A 17,102-nucleotide genomic window follows, 5' to 3' on the forward strand; every position below is an offset into this window, starting at 1 on the left:
GAATCGGCGGGTGCGGTACGCGCCTGTCCGCTTTCGGCGGAGGATTGCTGCGTGGCGGGCGCATCGCGCCGGCGCATGCGGAACCGGCAGAACGGACGCGATGCTGCGCCCACGCCGCACGACAGCTCGGGATGACCGCCGCGCGCGCCGTGCAATTCAACGCAACGTAACTCAGATCAGCTCGGAGATCTCGATCAGGTTCAGGTCCGGGTCGCGCACGTACACCGACCGGATCTTCTGCGTCGCACCGGTGCGCTCGACGGGCCCTTCGACGATCGGCCATTCGACGCGGTGCAGATGCGCGATCACGTCGTCGAGCGGCACCGACGCGATGAAGCACAGGTCGAGCGCGCCGGGCACCGGCACGTGCGCCTTCGGCTCGAACTCCGCGCCGCGCACGTGCAGGTTGATCTTCTGGTTGCCGAAGCGGAACGCGAGCCGGCCCGCGCCGAAGGTTTCGAGCTGCATCTGCAGCACTTCGGTATAGAAATGCTTCGTCCGCTCCGGATCGACGCAAGTCAGCACGAGGTGGTCGAGGTGGTCAATCAGTGCCATGTGATTCGCTCCGGTTCGGTTACGAGAAAGCCTGCTGCGCCGGCATGTGGCCGGCTTCGGCGCGCGGCGACGGATGCAGGTCCGAGCGGCGCCCGGCCTTCAGGATCTGGCTCGGCACGTCATGCCCGATCAGCGCGGGCAGCCGCGCGGCGGCGGCGAGCACGCCCGCGAGGTCGACACCCGTATCGTAGCCGTCGAGCGCGAGCATGTGCACGAGCTCCTCGGTGCACGCGTTGCCGGTCGCGCCCGGCGCGTACGGACAGCCGCCGAGGCCGCCGAGCGATGCGTCGAAGCGGTCGATGCCGGCGTCGAGCGCGGCGAGCGTGTTCGCGAGCGCCATCCCGCGCGTGTTGTGAAAGTGCAGCGTGAGCTGCAGCGCACCGAAGCGTTCGCGCGCGCGTTCGGCCAGGTCGCGCACCTGGGACGGATACGCCATGCCGGTCGTGTCGCACAGCGTGAAGCCGTGCACGCCGAGATCCGCGAAGCGCTGCATCCACGCGAGCACGGTTTCCGCGCGCACGTCGCCTTCCATCGGGCAGCCCATCGCGGTCGACAGCGACACGTTGAGCGCGACGCCGGTGCCGCGCACCGTGTCGATCACGTCGCGCAGTTGCGCGAACGACTGCTCGCGTGTCATCCGCAGGTTCGTGCGGTTGTGGCTCTCGCTCGTCGACATCACGAGGTTCACCTCGTCCACGCCGCACGACAGCGCGCGTTCAGCGCCGCGCACGTTCGGCACGAGCACCGTATAGACGACGCCCGGCGCGCGCACGATGCCGTGCATCACGGCTTCCGCGTCGCGCAGCGCGGGGATCGCCTTCGGCGACGTGAACGACGTGACCTCGATCTTCGCGTAGCCGCACGCGCTCAACGCGTCGACGAGCGCGATCTTGTCGTCGGTGTCGACGAACGCCGCTTCATTCTGGAAACCGTCGCGTGTCGCGACTTCGTGAATATAAAGTCGTTGGGGATGGGGCTGGTTCATGTCGTCGTCCCGGTGGCAGGTTGGTCGCTTCAGATCACGCCGCGCGTGCGCCAGTCGTCGCGCGTCGCGGCATCGATGCCGATCGATTCGAGTACCGCGTCGGTATCGGCGCCGAGCGCGGGCGCCGGACGCTCGATGCATCCGGGCGTCGCGCCGAGTTTCGGCACGATGCCCGGCACGAGCACGGGCGTGCCGTCGGGCAGCGCGGCGTCGACGATCATGTCGCGTGCGCGGTAATGCGGATCGGCCGCGATGTCAGCGACGTCGTAGATGCGCCCGGACGGGATGCGTGCGTCGTGCAGCGCGGCGAGCACGTCGTCGAGATCGAGCCGCGCGCTCCATTCGCCGATCGCCGCGTCGATGCGCGCGACCTGCGCGACGCGCCCGTCGTTGTGCGCGAGCGCGGGATCGTCGCCGAGATCGGGGCGCCCGATCAGCGCCATCAGGCGCCGGAAGATGCTGTCGCCGTTGCCGGCGATCAACGCGTACCTGCCGTCGCGGCAGCGGTACGCGTTGGTCGGCGCGATGCCGGGCAGGCTGCTGCCGGCCGGCTCGCGCACCGCGCCGAACGCCGAGTATTCGGGCAGCAGGCTTTCCATCATGTTGAAGACGGATTCGTACAGCGCAACGTCGACGACCTGGCCCTTGCCGCCCTGCTGTTCGCGATGGCGCAGCGCGAGCAGGATGCCGATCACGCCGTGCAGCGCCGACAGCGAATCGCCGAGCGACACGCCGACGCGCACCGGCGTGCGGCCGGGCTCGCCGGTCAGGTGGCGCAGGCCGCCCATCGCTTCGGCGATCACGCCGAAGCCGGGCCGGTCGCGATACGGGCCGGTCTGGCCGAAGCCCGATACGCGCAGCATCACGAGCCGCGGGTTGATCGCGGACAGCGTCTCCCAGTCGAGCCCCCAGCCTTCCAGCGTGCCGGGCCGGAAGTTCTCGATCAGCACGTCGGTCCCGGCGACGAGGCGGCGCACGACGTCCTGCCCTTCGGGCGTGCGCAGGTCGAGCGCGAGCGAGCGCTTGTTGCGCGACTGCGCGGCCCACCAGACCGACGTGCCGTCGTGCAGCAGCCGCCATTTGCGCAGCGGGTCGCCGACGCCGGGCGGCTCCACCTTGATCACGTCCGCGCCGAATTCGGCGAGCATCCGGCCCGCGAACGGCCCGGCGATCAGTTGGCCGAGTTCCAGCACGCGGATACCGTCCAGGGGGCGCGTCATGACTGTCTCCTGAAAATCGTGTTGTCGATGACGGCGATCATGACGGCGTTCGCATCCGGCGAAAATCGATCGATGCTCAACCAGCCTTTCCTGAACGGAAAGGGGCGCGTGGCTCATTTCGCGGGCCAGCACGGCGGCTTCGTCGAGCGCCGCACACGCATCGTCCCAGCGGCGCCCGCGTGCGCCATCGCCTGCAGCACGACGGGGCGCTGCCACAGCGGCTCGTGCGACGGAACAGTGAACCGGGAAGTCGTCGGGCCGGCCGTGCACGGATGGCACCGACGTTTTCCGCGCGGGAAAGTGCGCTCGCGCAATGCGCAAGCCCGATCGCATGCGCCGTTGGCAGAATCGTTGCCGTTGCGCGCCCGCCGGGCGCCCGTCAGCGAGGCCCGCCATGTTTTCCAGTTCCTCTCCTGCGCAGATCGTGTTTCTCGACCGCGCGACGCTGTCGCCGAAGACCGTGCTGAAGCCGTTTCCGTTTCCGCACGCGCTGCGGACCTTCGAACGGACGGCCGCGGACGAAGTGGCCGCGCGTATCGGCGACGCGGACATCGTCGTGACCAACAAGGTCCGGCTCGACGCGACGGCGCTCGACCGTGCGCCGCACCTGAAAATGATTGCGATCGCCGCGACCGGTACCGACATCGTCGATCTCGATGCGTGCGCCGCGCGCGGCATCGTCGTCAGCAACATTCGCGGGTATGCGGTGCACACGGTGCCCGAGCACACGTTCGCGCTGATCTTCGCGCTGCGGCGCAGCCTCGTCGCGTATCGCGACGCGGTGCGCGCGGGGCGCTGGCTCGACAGCGGACAGTTCTGCTTCTTCGATCATCCGATCCGCGACCTGGCCGGCGCGACGCTCGGGATCGTCGGCGACGGCGTGCTCGGCCGCGCGGTGGCCGGCATCGCCCGCGCGCTCGGCATGCGCGTGCTGTTCGCCGCGCACGGCGCTGCGCGGGGCGCCGGGCACGTGCCGCTCGACACGCTGCTGCGCGACAGCGACGTGATCACGCTGCACTGCCCGCTCACGCCGGCGACCCGCGGCCTGATCGACGCGGCCGCGTTCGCGCGGACGGCGCGCCGGCCGCTGCTGATCAACACCGCGCGCGGCGGGCTCGTGGATGAAGGTGCACTCGTCGACGCGCTGCAGGCCGGGCAGATTTCCGGCGCCGGCTTCGACGTGGTCACGCAGGAGCCGCTGCCGGCCGCGCATCCGTTCCACGCGATCCTGTCGCATCCGGCGTTCATCCTGACGCCTCATGTCGCGTGGGCGAGCGACGAGGCGATGCGGGCACTGGCCGATCAGCTCGTCGACAACGTTGCCGCGTTTGCGCGCGGCGAACCGACGCAGGTGGTGTGACGCCGGTCGCTGCGGACCGAACCTGCGGGCCGCGCGAATTCGGGCCGTGCAGTCAGGGCCGTGTAAATGGGGCGCGCAGATGGCCCGCGCAAATGGAGCGGCCCCGCTCGATTGCTCGAAGCGGGGCCGACGGAATGGGGGCTGCTTACGCCAGCGACTCGGCACGTTACGGGTTCGTGCATCCGCCCTGCCTTGCGGCCGGTTTCCGAATTCCTGATGGGCGCTACTTCAAGGAATTCAGGCCGCCAAATCTGCAGGACGAGTCCAAAACTGATGAAACGGTGCCCAGGACGCCGTTCGCTGCCGCGCGCCGACCGGCGCGCGAGCCTCGACGCGAAGATCGATCAGTAAGCGGACATCTCGACGCAAGGATCGACCTTGGACGGCGAGCAGATGACCGAATACTTGGCGCTTTCGCGCATCAGCGCTTCGCCTTCGTGCAGCGCGATCTTGATCTCGGGGTGACGCTCGTACGCGAGGAATGCGGAGCAGAAGACCGCGGACATCACGACCAGGGAAAACACAAATTTTTCAAGGGATTGGAGACGTTCGGGCATGGTTCGACCTTTCTTCTAGGCCGTGATTATAGCTCGAATTAAGGGTTTTCCCTATATTCCGATCCGCATACCGAGGATGGGTTCGACCGGTACCCGGTTGCGGTTGTGCCCTTTTTTCGCCGCTAATCGGGCTCGAGCGCGGGTCGAACAAGATGGGGCGCCGCCACGGTCGCGGCGCCCGCCGGACCGTTCGCGCAGTCCGCCAGCGGTCCTGTGGAAAACGGTACGGCTCCGCTCGCCGGGAGCGTCCTCTGAAGAAAGCGCAGCGAAGCCCGTCGCCGGCCGCGTCACTGCGGTGCCGATGCGCCGCTCGCCGCGTTGCCGGGCCACGCCTTGCCGATTCTGTCGATCAGCGATTTGGCGGCGCCGGTCGCGATGGCCGCGTCGACGCCCGAGGTCTGCCACGAACCGTCGGCGGCCTCGACGAAGGTCAGGTTCGCGCGCGACGGCGCGTAGTCGTGGTTGCGCCACGTGACCACGACGTCGCACGTGTAGGTCCGTTCGCCGACCTTCCTGCAGTCGCCGTCGGGTTTCGCGGAGATCACGTCGGCCGACACGGGCAGCGGCTGGCCGAACAGCGCATTCAGGCCGCCGTGGTTTTCCGCTTCGAGCGCGCGGCGCACCGCGGCATCGACGTCGCTCGATCCGGGGCCGTCATGGAGCAGGTTGCAGGCGGCAAGCAGCGTGGCCGCACAGCCGAGCGTGAGCAGCGTGGGAAACTTCATGGAACTCCGCGAATCGGGTGAACGTCGGGCGGCATGCGGCGATGCGAGCGAACGTATCGCCGGGCCGGTACGCTGCGTAGTCTGCAACGTCCGTGCACGGTTCGCGGTATCCATTTGTAACCAATTGCACGGATGGCGCGCGCAAGCATCGGCGGACCGCCTGCATCGCTGCGCCGCCGCTGTCCTTCGCGTTGAGCCGCGTTAACGCACGCCGCCACACGTGGACGCCTACTGCCGCTCCTGCTTCACGCGACTCACGAGCTGCGTCGGGCTCACGAACTGCAGCGCGATCACGACCCACACGAGCGTGATGGCCATGTAGATCATCGCCATCGCGTCGATCGACTGCGGCGCGCGCACGCCGGTCGAGAACACTGCGTAATACAGCGCGACGACGAGCGTCTGCGTGCTCGGGCCCGCGGTGAAGAAAGTCAGCTCGAACATCCCGATCGTGCGCACCAACACGAGCAGCCCTGCCGCGAGCATGCCGGGCACCAGCAGCGGCAGCAGCACGTAGCGGAAATAGCGCCACGTGTTCGCGCCGAAGATGCGCGCGGCGGCTTCGAGGTTCGGATCGATCTGCTCGATGAACGGCGTCATCACGAGGATCACGAACGGCAGCGCCGGCACCAGGTTCGCGAGGATCACGCCCGGCAGCGTGCCCGCGAGCCCGACCTTGTACATCACGGTCGCCATCGGGATCCCGTACGTGACGGGCGGCACCATCAGCGGCAGCAGGAACACCAGCAGCGCGAAACGCTTGCCGCGGAATTGCACGCGCGCGAGCGCATAGGCGGCCGGCACGCCGAGCGCGACCGACAGCAGCACCACCGCGCCGACCACTTCGACCGTCACCCACAGCACGCTCGCGAGCTGGAAGTCTTCCCACGCCTTGGCATACCAGTGCAGCGTGAAGCCCTGCGGCAGCGGCGTGCCGAACCAGCGCGTCGCGACCGAGTTCACCGCGACGGTCGCGATCAGCAGCATCACGTTCAGCAGGAAGAACGCCATCAGCCCCCACACGAGCGCCTTCCACGCACGGCCGGCGAGGCTGCCGCGCAGTTTGCGCGGCTTCATCGCGTTGACCGGCTGCGTGCCGGGTGGGCTGTGCTTCGGCGGCCACGCCGGCGCGGCATGATTGTCGGTCGCCATCAGCCCTTGCCTCCCGTGACCGGACCGGTATAGAAGAAGCGGCGCGCGCCGAGCATCGACGCGACCACCAGCAGCTGCACGAAGCCCATCACGATCGCGATCGCCGACGCGAGCGAATAGTCGTAGCTCTCGAACGCGGCTTCGGCGGCCGCGATCGAGATCACCCGCGTCGGCCCGGCCGGCGCGCCGAGCAGCACGGCCGACGGGAACACCGAGAACGCCTGCACGAACGACAGGCACGCGGCCATCGTGAGCCCCGGCACGAGCAGCGGCAGGTAGATCCGCCGGAACTGCTGCCACGGGTTCGCGCCGAGCGTGGCCGCGGCGCGCGCGAGCGTCGGGTCGATGCCGCTGATGTACGACAGCATCAGCAGGAACGCGAACGGAAAGCCCGACACGATCAGCGACAGCAGCACGCCCCAGTAGTTGTGCGTGAGGCGCACCTCGTCGGTGTACAGGTGCAGCCCTTGCAGCGCCTGCGGGAACCAGCCGTTCGGGCCGAAGTACGTGAGCATCCCGTCGGCGACGAGCACCGTGCCGAGCGTGACGGGAATCACGAGCAGCGTCGTGACGAACTTCTGGTACGGCGAGTTGCGACGCAGCGCGAACGCCACGGGCACCGCGATGCCGACGTTGATCAGCGTCGCCGGCACCGCGAGCTTCAGCGTGACGAGCACGGTCGGCCACATCGCGGTGTCGGTGAAGAACTGCACGTAGTTCGCGAGCACGCCGCCGCCGTTCGTCGGCTGGAACGACAGCACGAGGCCGTACGCGAACGGATAGATGAACAGCGCGATGATGAACGCGAGTGCGGGCGTGACGAGCCACGCCTTCGCGTCGCGCACCGCGCCGCCGGTCGCGAGCGTGCTCATGCGGCCCTGCCTTTGCAAGTGCTGTTTCGACAGTGCCCGACAGAAGCATTCCGTTGCGCAGGAATGTGCGTCCGGCGGCGATCGGGGATGGTTTTCATGCTGGCCTCCCGGGGGCGCGCTGCCGCGCATGCGGCGTCGCGGCCGTTCATCGCGCGTCTCCCGCATAGACGAGCGTGCGCGCCGGGCTCACGCGCAGCCGCAGCCGTTCGCCCTGCGCGAATTCGCCGGCGATGCGCGCCCAGATCGGGCCGAACGGCGTGATCGCGCGAATGAGCGAGTCGCGGCCGCCGTATTCGACCGTTTCGACTGTCGCGTCGAAGGCGTTGTCGGCGCCTTCGTCCGCGCGCTCGACGTCGTCGGGGCGCAGCGCGACCACGACGTCCTTGCCGTCGAAGCCCGCCATCGGCACGCCGGTGATGCGCACACCCGCGGCGGCGACGTTCACGTAATCGCCGGCCATGCCTTCGAGCGTGAATGGCAGCACGTTGCGATAGCCCATGAAGCGCGCGACGTGCAGGTTGTGCGGGCGCGTGTACACGTCCTTCGGCGACGCGACCTGCTGCACGACGCCCTCCTTCATCACGACGATCCGGTCGGCCATCGACAGCGCCTCGTCCTGGTCGTGCGTCACGTAGATCGTCGCGCGTTCGAGTTGCGTGTGGATGCGGCGGATCTCGGCGCGCATCTCGATGCGCAGCTTCGTGTCGAGGTTCGACAGCGGCTCGTCCATCAGCACCAGCGGCGGCTCGATGACGATCGCGCGCGCGATCGCGACGCGCTGCTGCTGCCCGCCCGACAGCTGCCCGGGCAGCTTGCCCTCGTGGCCCACGAGCTGCACGAGTTCGAGCGCCTGCTGCGCGCGCCGCCGCGTTTCCTGCTTCGGCACGCCGCGCATCTTCAGCCCGAAGCCGACGTTCTCGAGCACCGACATGTGCGGAAACAGCGCGTAGTTCTGGAACACCATGCCGAAGCCGCGGCGCTCGGGCGGCAGCACGTCGATGCGCGTGTCGTCGAGCCAGATGCCGCCGCTCGTGAGCGGCTGCAGCCCGGCGATGCAGTTCAGCGCGGTCGACTTGCCGCAGCCCGACGGGCCGAGCAGCGCGACGAACTCGCCGCGCCGGATGTCGAGATCGAGCCCGTTCAGTGCGGCGACCTGCGCGCCCTCCGCGTTGGTGAAGCTGCGGCACACGCCGTCGAGCCGCAACCGTTCGAAACTGTGCTTCATTACGCGAACTCCGTCGGCGCGGGCGCCGCGGCACCCGCGGGTTCATCCGTCATTTCGACTTCTGCGACCCGATCTCGCGGTCCCACTTCTGGAACGCGGCGACCATCGCCTGCGCGTTGAGCGGCTGCACGTGCGGACGCTCCGCGAGCAGCTTCGCGTACTCGGGGCGGCCGAACTTCCTGATCACTTCCTGGCTGTGCGCGGGCGCCATCTCGAGCGTCACGCCCTTCACCGCCGGGCCCGGATAGAAGTAGCCGTCGTCGTAGGTCATCGCCTGCTGCGCCGGTTCGAGCAGGAAGTTCATCAGCTTGAACAGCACGTCGAGCTTGTCCTTCGCCACGCCCTTCGGAATCACCATGTAGTGCGCGTCGTTGACCCACGTCATGTTGTCGAACGCCTGGATCCGGAAGTCGGCCGGCACGATGCCGAGCGCGCGCGGGTTGAGGTCCCAGCCGGTGACGGTCACGGTCATGTCGCGCGTGCCTTCGCCGAGCTCCTTCATCACGGCCGACGTGCCGCCCGGGTAGTACGGCACGCAGTCGTTGAGCTGCTTCAGGAACGCCCAGGTCTTGTCCCAGCCGTTGATCGGATCCTGCGGGTTCTTGTCGCCCAGCACGTACGGCAGCCCCATCAGGAACGTGCGGCCGGGGCCCGAGTTCGCCGGGCGTGCGTAGATCAGCTTGTTCGGATGCGCCTTGCACCACGCGAGCAGCTGTTCGGGCGTCTTCGGCGGGTCGGCGACCTTCGCCGGGTTGTATTCGAGCAGCGGGCCGGCCGGCATGTAGGTCACTTCGAGGCCGAAGCCTTGCGCGACATCCTGCATCTTGCGCGGGCCGGGCGCGTACCGGTCGAGCACGCCGGGAAACGCGCCCGCGTTGTCGGGAAGCAGCTTCAGCCACAGGTTCTGCTCGATGCCGGCGGCCAGCGCGTCGGTGCCGGTCAGCACGAGATCGATGTCGGCGCGCCCCGCCGCCTGCATCGCCTTGATCTTGCCCGGCAGCTGCGGCGCGGGCGCGTTCGTGAACGTGACGTTCGCGACGAGATTCGGGTTCTTCTCCTTGAACGCCTCGATGGCCTTCTGCGTGAGCTGCAGGTTGCCCGCGACGTCGACGACGTTCAGCGATACGGGTGCGGCAACGGCTGCCGCGGCCGACAGCGTGAAACCCAGCGCGAGTGCGATCCGGCGGACACGGCGAGCGATCGGGGTGGCGTTCATGTCTCCTCACTTCGGTCGGTGGATGGGACCTTTCTTTTCAGGAAATCATGACGGCGTTATACGATGTCGGTCAACAAAAAACCGACTGGCGCGGGGCGGGAATTTCCCTAACAGAAGCCTTCCGGTAGTCGACGATTTGATGATTTCGCGGCGCGCCGGGGCAACAGAGGTTCGACGTGTTAGGACGTCGTATATCAAATTAGCGCTGATTGAAGCTCCGCGCGATCGGACGCCTGGGCAGCAATCGAGTCAGTGCGTGGTGTCGAGTGATCAAGAACGACTGAAAAGCCGACGACGCGACGTCGTCAGCGGGACAGAGACAATTCCCAGACTGCGCTGAAGTAATCGGCCAGTTCTTCGCTGCTGACATTGCCGTCCGCCACATCGACCATGAGGTCCTCGAGATCGGCGAGGCGAGGAATCGTGATCCCCTGCCGTTCCATATAGGTCAATGCACAGGTGAGACCGGTGCGCTTGTTGGCATCGTTGAAGACATGCCCGCGCGCGATGGCAACCGCATAGGTTGCGGCAATCCCGAACACGTCATCGAGGCCGGCGTAATGGGCGTGATTGTCGACGCGATGCAGGGCGGCCTCGACACCGCCCCGGCCGGCATGAGCAAATCCGCCCAAGCCGCCAAGGTCCCGGATTATCTCGTCATGAATCGTGATGACGTAATCAAGGTCCAGCAAATCAACGATCCTTCAACGCGATCAGCACGTCTCGGTGTTCGGAAATGACTTTTCGGGCAGCGCGGAGCACGTCACCTTTCTCGGTTTCCGTTGAAGCCTTGACTTCCGTCGTGGGCCGGATGATCGTGCGGGGTTTCAGTTCAACCCCATACAGCGTCTTTCTTTTGGGGGCCATGACAGTTTTCCATCATAAAAGCATGAATAATCAGCCGCTTGCCTGCGCTCGAACCGAGCGGCCGCGTTGGCGACAATCATAGCACCCGAAGTGGCGCCGAAGCGCCCGGACGATGGCGGCGACGTCAGCCCGACAAGCTGTAACGGCTTTTGCCGAGTGCCGCGACTTCCCCGATCAGCCGCTCCGCATCCCGCCACTCGCCAAACCCGGACGCCGGATTCAGATGCCCGACTTCGCCGAGATCGACGAGCTTGCTGCCCCACCCGGCCGCGAGCACTTCGACGCGTTCGAAGCGCGCGAGCGGATCGTTGCGGCTCGCGGCCACGACGCTCGGAAACGGCAGCCGCCCGGTCGGTACCGGAGTCCAGCCGTTCGCGGCGATCGCGTCGGGCGCCGGATAACCGGCGGGCATTGGCGTGTCGAGATCGGCCGGCGCCGCGAGCAGCGCGCCGTGGATCTTGCGCGTGGCCTGCCGTGCCCAGTGCACCGTGATCATCACGCCCGCGCTGTGCGCGACCAGAATCACGGGGCCGTCGATCGCGGCGAGCGCCGCATCGAGTGCCGCGACGCGCGCGGCGCGGCTCAGCTTGTCGGCTTCGAGCGGTGCGACGGACCGTGCGTTCGGCAGGCGTCGTTGCAGATGCGTCTGCCAATGGTCTTCGACGTGATCGCGCAAGCCGGGCACGATCAGGATGGTGGGCGCGGTCGCCAGGGTCATGCAGCCTCCGGGAGGGTTCGGTTCAGGAAAGGTGGGACGCGCGCCGTTCGCGTTCGACGCGCGCGAGATCGGCCGCGTAGCTCGCGCGTCCGATCGCGAACAGCACGGCGGCCGCGAGCGGCACGACGGGAATCCATTGCAGTGCGCCGACGAGGCCGGCGCGATCGGCGACCCACCCCGTCAGCAGGGGGCCCGGCGCCATGCCGAGCAGGTTGTTGGCGAGCGTGAGCGTCGCGAACGCCGATGCATGGATCGCGGCGGGCGTCAGGTTCGCGACCATCGCGCCCGATGCGCCGGACGCGCCCGCACCGACCAGCATGCCCGCGCAGATCAGCGCGAGTTGCAGCGGCCCGGGCGGCAGCCGGAACGCGGCGGCGAGGCACACGCCCGTCAGCACGCAATACGCGATCGCGGTCAGCCACTTGCGCTTGCCGTCGGTTTTGCCGACACGGTCGGTGACGATCCCGCAGCCGACCATCCCGACGCCCGACAGCAGCACGAAGCCGGCCGCAAGCACCGCGGCGCGGTCCGGCGCCATCGCGTAATAACGGTTCAGGTAGCTCGGCAGCCACGCGAACAGCGCGCCGGGCACGAACAGGTGCAGCCCGCTGCCGACATACGCGCAGATCACCGAACGCGATGCGAACAGCCCCGACATCAGCGCGCGCGCGCTGCCGCGCAGGTCGCGCGGCGCATCGGCATGGGGCCGGCACGGTTCGACGCGGCAGGCCGCGAGCCGCCGTTCGGTGACCACGCCGCGGTACGCGACGAGCAGCACGATGCCGAGCGCGGCCATCACGCCGAACGACCAGCGCCAGCCGAGATGCGCGCCGACGAGGCCGCCGAGCGCCATCCCGAACACGGAGCCGAACGCGCCGCCGGCCATGAACGCGCCGGTCAGCGTCGCGCGCAGGCGCGCCGGAAAGATGCTGAGGATCAGTGCGACGCCGACGCTGCCGTACGCGGCTTCGCCGAGCCCGACGAGGCCGCGCGCAACCAGCATTTGGGCGTAGTTGGTCGACAGCGCGCAGCCGAGTGTCGCGACGCTCCACAGCGCGGCCATCAGCACGATGCTGCGCACGCGGCCGAAGCGGTCGGCGAGCACCGACAGCGGGAACGTCAGCAGGCCGACCAGCAGCGCGACGACGCCGGACAGCGAACCGAGCTGCGTGTCCGACAGTCCCCACGCGTGCTTGAGGAGCGGAAACACGGCATTGAGCACCTGCCGCGACATGTAGTCCGACAGCAGCAGGCCGACGGTCAGCCCGAACACGAGCCAGGCATAGGCCGGCGCGCGCCGCCCGGTGGCCGCCACGTCCTGCAGCGACGGCTCGACGTGATGAATCAGCATGCGTGTCTCCTCCGGCACCGGTGCGGCAACGCGCCGGCGCGGCTTGCGCGGCCCCGCTCCGTTCGTCGGAGCTTGCCTCGCGCACCGCGCGAGGGTGGGTGCCGCGCCACATCGATCGGCGGGCGGCGCTCGCGGGCCGCCCGGTTGCACGGTCGCCCGGTGCGTCAGGCCGCGCGCAGCGGCACGCTCAGCTGGCCCGGCCGGCGGTTCGGCGCCATCCCGAGCTGCGCGAGCGTCTCGTCGACGCCGTCGTACTGCACGCCGATCCGGTAGATCGCCTTCGCCTCCTTGCCGGTGGCGATCTCGCGCCCGAGTTCGCGCGCGATCCGCGCGCACTGCTCGACCTGCTGCACCGACGTCATCCGGTTGCCCTTCTGGTCGATGATCGTGTCCTCGATCCCGCAGCGCGGATGCAGGCCCAGCGCCATCGCGACCGTGTTGATCGGCAGCACGTTCTTCATCAGCGATTCGAGCGTGATGCACGCGCCGTCCGGGCAGCGCCGCACGAATTCCATGAAGTTGTACGGATTCGGGCCGTCGAAGCCGCCGCCGATGCCGACCCACGTGACGTTCAGCGGCCCGCGATAGACGCCGCGGCGGATGATCCGCTCGAGCGTTTCGAGCGCATGCATGCCGGTGAGCTGGAAATGCGGCTGGATGCCGGCCGCCTGCAGCCGGCGCAGGTGCTCGTCGACCCAGCCGGGGCCGGCCGGCACGGTCATCTCGCGGTACGCGTCCCACAGCGCGGCTTCGTTCAGCGACGTGCCGGCGATGTCCTTGCGGTTCATCAGCTCGGTGATGTTCATCTGCACGGTGTTGATCGCGACCGTCACCTGGTCGGGCTTCGGCGTCAGCTCGGCGAGCATGTGGCGCGTGTCGTCGGACAGCCATTTCGCCTCGGCGCCGTCGCCTTCCGGCGCGAACGAGATCGAGCCGCCGACCTGCAGGATCATGTCGGGCACCGCCTCGCGCAGCCGGCCGAGCAGCTCGTTGAATTTCGACAGCCGCTTGCTGCCCTTGCCGTCGAGCTCGCGCACGTGCAGGTGCAGCACCGTCGCGCCCGCGTTGTAGCAGTCGACGGCCTTCTGCACGTGCTCGTCCATCGTCACCGGAATGTCTTCCGGAAAGTCGGCGGGCATCCATTCGGGGCCGTACGGCGCGACTGTGATGACTACCTTGTCCTGGTTTTCCGGGTGCAGCGAATCGTCGAGAAATTGCATGTCGTCCTCCAGTGGGAATCGTTTTAGTGCAAGCGTACGGGCGTGCGTATCCCGCCGCGCCGGGCGGCTGGCCCGGCGCGGCGTGTACAGGGTTGCGAGTCGGTTAAGGTGCGGGCGCGTTCAGAACGGCACGTCGCCGACGATGCCCGCGCGCTCCATCCTGCGCACGCACGGCGGGTAGTCCATCACCGCGTAATGCTGGGTGCTGCGGTTGTCCCAGATCGCGACGCTGTTCTTCTTCCAGCGCCAGCGCACCTGGTATTCGGGGATGTAAGCCTGGCTGATCAGGTATTGCAGCAGCTGGCCGGCGCCCGGATTCGCGTCCTGCCCGAAGCGCACGCGCCCGGGCGTATGGAAGTTCGTGAAGTGCGTCGTGAACGCGTTCACGTACAGCACCTTCTCGCCGGTTTCGGGATGCGTGCGCACGACCGGATGCTCTGCGTCCGGATACTGCGCTTTCAGCGCGAGGCGCTTGTCGACCGGCATCGCCGCGCCGAAGCTCGCCTCGATGCTGTGGCGTGCGCGCAAGTCTTCGATCTGCTGCTTCACGTGTTCCGGCAGGTTCTGGTATGCGAGCACCATGTTCGCCCACATCGTGTCGCCGCCAACCGGCGGACCCTCGATGCAGCGCAGCACACAGCCGAGCGGCGGCGCCACGCGCCAGCTCGCATCGCTGTGCCACGCATTCTCGTAGCGGTCGTTCGGCTGGTCGGGCGACTTGTAGATCCGCACGAGCCCCGGGCGCTCGGGATCGCTGCCGGCGACCGGATGATCCTCGAGCTCGCCGAAGCGGCGCGCGAACGCGACGTGCTCGGCGCGCGTGATGTCCTGGTCGCGCAGGAACAGCACGCGATGGCGCAGCAGCTGCGTGCGGATTTCGGCGAACAGGCCGTCGTCGTGCACGGCGTCGGCGAGGCTCACGTCCAGCAGCTCCGCGCCGATCGCACAGGTCAGGGGTTCGACTCGCATGCGCGTCTCCTCAGACGATGAATACCGACGAGCCGGTCGTCTTGCGCGACTCGAGATCGCGGTGCGCCTGCGCCGCGTCCTGCAGCGCGTAACGCTGGTTGATCTCGATCCGGATGCGGCCGGCCGCGACGTGCGCGAACAACTCGCCGGCCAGGTCGTTCTTCTCGGCCGGATCGGCGATGTAGTCGGCCAGCGCCGGGCGCGTCAGGTACAGCGAGCCCTTCATCGCGAGGCGCTGCGGGTCGAACGGCGGGATCGGGCCCGACGCGGTGCCGACGCAGACCATCAGCCCGCGCCGCTTCAGCGAATCGAGCGAGCCCTCGAAGGTGTCCTTGCCGACGCTGTCGAACACGACGTCGACGCCGGCGCCGTCCGTCAGTTCGCGCACGCGCTTCGCGACGTCCTCGCGGCTGTAGTCGATCGTATGGTCGCAGCCATGCGCGCGGGCGATCGCGGCCTTGTGCTCGCTCGACACGGTGCCGATCACCGTGAGCCCGAGCAGCTTCGCCCATTGCGACACGATCAACCCGACGCCGCCCGCGGCCGCGTGCAGCAGGATCGTGTCGCCCGGCGCGAACGCGTGGATGCGGCGCAACAGGTACGCCGACGTCAGGCCGCGCATCGTCATCGCCGCGGCCGTTTCGCAGGCGATCCCGGCCGGCAGCTTCACGAGCGGCGCGGCGGCGATCAGCCGTTCGGTGCTGTACGCGCCGAGCGTGTTCAGGAAGCCGGTGTAGGTCACCCGGTCGCCGGCGGCGACGTTCGTCACGCCGGGGCCGACGGCCTCGACCACGCCGGCGGCCTCGACGCCGATTCCGGCCGGCAGCGGCACCGGATACAGGCCGCTGCGGAAATACGTGTCGGCGAAGTTCAGGCCGACGGCCTCGTGCCGCAGGCGGACCTGCCCCGCGCCCGGGTCGCCGACTTCGACCGCTTCCCAGCGCAGCACGTCGGGGCCGCCGGTTTCGTGGAATCGCACTGCATGTGCCATCTGGTTCTCCGTAGGGTTTCAGTCGGATGCGCGTCACGCATCGTCGGGTTCGTCCGCGCCCGGCGTCGTCGCGGCTGAGCCGCTCGCCGGAGGCGCGTCCAGTTCGGTCCAGTCGGCGTCGCTCAAATAGCGCCGCGCGGCCGGGAAAATCACGCCTTCCATGCGCCCCATCTGCTCGAACGCGCCGCGCGCATAGACGGCGAGCGCTGCATCGAACGCGGCCGACGGCAAGCCGTCGGCGGCGAGCCGCGCCAGCGCGTCGAGCGCGTGCGCATCGCGGCGCCGCTGGCGGTCGAGCTCGTCGAGTTCGGCCGCGGTGCTCTCCGCCCGTCTGCGCAATGCCGCGCACAGGCGTGCTTCGGCGGACGGCCCGGAACGCGCGTCCTGCAGCGCCGCGAGCGACGCCAACGCGGCGTGCACCGCGAGCGTGCGGGCCGACTCGGCGGCCGGCCGCGTTGTCGTGGCCGGGTCTTCGCTCGCCAGCGTCGGCGCCTGCAACTGCGTCAGCGCCTGCAACTGCGCGCCGAGCGCGCGATGTGCGGCGAGACAGCGGGCCATCACGCGCGCCTCTGCCGGCGCACGCCGCGCCGGGCACACGAGCACCGGCACGCCGCTCGTCGCGAGCAGCAACCGCCGTTGCGCGGCCGCGCCGGCATCGGCATCGTGCGGCAGCGCCGCCACGCCGATCAGGTCGCAGCCGAGTTCGCCGGCGAGCGTGGCGGGCGTCGTGCCGCCGGCCGCCGGCTGACCGGCCCCCGGATCGCCGGCCGCCGGATCGCCGGCCGCCGCGATCGCATGGGACAGGCCCTGGGCCCGGGCGGCGGCTTCCACTTTCGCACCGTGTTCCGGCATCCGCGCTCCGGATAAACGCGAGTCGGAACCAGGCGATTGCGGCGCCGCGCCGGACAGCATGAACGTGACCCGCGCGCCGACCGCACGCGCCAGTTCGAGCGCATGGCCGATCGCGTCGATGCCGCCGGGCACGCCGTCGACCGTCACGAGCAGATGGCGATACATCGTGCCGCTCCGTTTATCCGGCGCTCGGCGCGCTGCGGCGCGCGCCGGTCGATACGATGTTCATGGCCCCTCCCCGTTGCATTCGTCAATCGCGTTCGTCAC

The 17,102-nt window shown here is 68.8% G+C and carries 18 protein-coding genes; 1 reads left to right on the forward strand and 17 read right to left on the reverse strand.

What is annotated here, in order from left to right; genetic code table 11:
- Positions 1–171: 171 nt before the first annotated feature.
- The 3 genes from U4012_RS14925 to U4012_RS14935 are packed head-to-tail and all read right to left on the reverse strand — an operon-like array spanning position 172 to position 2,760.
- Entirely contained in the window at positions 172–555 is a 384-nt protein-coding gene (locus U4012_RS14925; protein ID WP_044843522.1) for a VOC family protein, read from the reverse strand.
- A 19-nt stretch (positions 556–574) separates the two neighbouring features.
- On the reverse strand, positions 575–1,540 hold the full coding sequence (locus U4012_RS14930) for a hydroxymethylglutaryl-CoA lyase (RefSeq protein ID WP_321799542.1): 966 nt from the start codon (positions 1,538–1,540) through the stop codon (positions 575–577).
- 29 nt (positions 1,541–1,569) lie between these two features.
- Positions 1,570–2,760, reverse strand: coding sequence for a CaiB/BaiF CoA transferase family protein (locus U4012_RS14935; RefSeq protein WP_044843524.1), 1,191 nt, complete (start codon positions 2,758–2,760; stop codon positions 1,570–1,572).
- Between the two features lie 394 nt (positions 2,761–3,154).
- Between U4012_RS14935 and U4012_RS14940 the strand changes: the two genes are divergently transcribed.
- A complete protein-coding gene (locus U4012_RS14940) occupies positions 3,155–4,120 on the forward strand; it encodes a D-2-hydroxyacid dehydrogenase (RefSeq protein ID WP_321799545.1) in 966 nt (321 codons plus the stop codon).
- 344 nt (positions 4,121–4,464) lie between these two features.
- Here U4012_RS14940 and U4012_RS14945 read toward each other — a convergent pair whose 3' ends face one another.
- The 14 genes from U4012_RS14945 to U4012_RS15010 form a co-directional block, all read right to left on the reverse strand.
- On the reverse strand, positions 4,465–4,677 hold the full coding sequence (locus tag U4012_RS14945) for a hypothetical protein (protein ID WP_044843526.1): 213 nt from the start codon (positions 4,675–4,677) through the stop codon (positions 4,465–4,467).
- 287 nt (positions 4,678–4,964) lie between these two features.
- The gene (locus tag U4012_RS14950) at positions 4,965–5,402 is read right to left on the reverse strand and encodes a hypothetical protein (protein WP_044843527.1); all 438 of its coding nucleotides are present in this window, start codon (positions 5,400–5,402) and stop codon (positions 4,965–4,967) included.
- A gap of 228 nt (positions 5,403–5,630) precedes the next feature.
- Positions 5,631–6,554: an ABC transporter permease gene (locus tag U4012_RS14955; RefSeq protein ID WP_321799547.1), complete on the reverse strand. Its 924-nt coding sequence runs from the start codon at positions 6,552–6,554 to the stop codon at positions 5,631–5,633.
- Positions 6,554–7,426 carry a sugar ABC transporter permease gene (locus U4012_RS14960; protein ID WP_321799549.1) on the reverse strand — a complete coding sequence of 291 codons (873 nt, stop codon included), beginning with the start codon at positions 7,424–7,426 and terminating at the stop codon, positions 6,554–6,556. Before U4012_RS14960 ends, U4012_RS14955 begins: the two co-directional genes overlap by 1 nt.
- 145 nt (positions 7,427–7,571) lie before the next feature.
- Positions 7,572–8,651 (reverse strand): ABC transporter ATP-binding protein, encoded by a 1,080-nt coding sequence (locus tag U4012_RS14965; RefSeq protein ID WP_321799551.1) that lies wholly within the window; start codon positions 8,649–8,651, stop codon positions 7,572–7,574.
- 49 nt (positions 8,652–8,700) lie between these two features.
- Complete coding sequence (locus U4012_RS14970) at positions 8,701–9,867, reverse strand: ABC transporter substrate-binding protein (RefSeq protein ID WP_044843531.1); 1,167 nt, start codon at positions 9,865–9,867, stop codon at positions 8,701–8,703.
- Between the two features lie 305 nt (positions 9,868–10,172).
- On the reverse strand, positions 10,173–10,559 hold the full coding sequence (locus U4012_RS14975; RefSeq protein WP_044843532.1) for a type II toxin-antitoxin system death-on-curing family toxin: 387 nt from the start codon (positions 10,557–10,559) through the stop codon (positions 10,173–10,175).
- 1 nt (position 10,560) lies between these two features.
- Entirely contained in the window at positions 10,561–10,734 is a 174-nt protein-coding gene (locus U4012_RS14980; RefSeq protein WP_174389514.1) for a hypothetical protein, read from the reverse strand.
- Positions 10,735–10,858: 124 nt separating this feature from the next.
- Positions 10,859–11,452 carry an RBBP9/YdeN family alpha/beta hydrolase gene (locus U4012_RS14985; RefSeq protein WP_321799556.1) on the reverse strand — a complete coding sequence of 198 codons (594 nt, stop codon included), beginning with the start codon at positions 11,450–11,452 and terminating at the stop codon, positions 10,859–10,861.
- A gap of 22 nt (positions 11,453–11,474) precedes the next feature.
- Positions 11,475–12,803 carry an MFS transporter gene (locus tag U4012_RS14990; protein ID WP_321799558.1) on the reverse strand — a complete coding sequence of 443 codons (1,329 nt, stop codon included), beginning with the start codon at positions 12,801–12,803 and terminating at the stop codon, positions 11,475–11,477.
- A 164-nt stretch (positions 12,804–12,967) separates the two neighbouring features.
- Positions 12,968–14,023 (reverse strand): 3-keto-5-aminohexanoate cleavage protein, encoded by a 1,056-nt coding sequence (locus U4012_RS14995; protein WP_044843535.1) that lies wholly within the window; start codon positions 14,021–14,023, stop codon positions 12,968–12,970.
- A gap of 120 nt (positions 14,024–14,143) precedes the next feature.
- Positions 14,144–14,992: a TauD/TfdA dioxygenase family protein gene (locus tag U4012_RS15000; protein ID WP_321799561.1), complete on the reverse strand. Its 849-nt coding sequence runs from the start codon at positions 14,990–14,992 to the stop codon at positions 14,144–14,146.
- 10 nt (positions 14,993–15,002) lie between these two features.
- Positions 15,003–15,983, reverse strand: coding sequence for a quinone oxidoreductase (locus U4012_RS15005; RefSeq protein WP_321799563.1), 981 nt, complete (start codon positions 15,981–15,983; stop codon positions 15,003–15,005).
- 33 nt (positions 15,984–16,016) lie between these two features.
- Positions 16,017–17,000 (reverse strand): universal stress protein, encoded by a 984-nt coding sequence (locus tag U4012_RS15010; protein WP_321799565.1) that lies wholly within the window; start codon positions 16,998–17,000, stop codon positions 16,017–16,019.
- Positions 17,001–17,102 lie beyond the last annotated feature (102 nt).

Source organism: Burkholderia sp. BCC1988 (genome assembly GCF_905339895.1).
Taxonomy (GTDB): Bacteria; Pseudomonadota; Gammaproteobacteria; order Burkholderiales; family Burkholderiaceae; genus Burkholderia.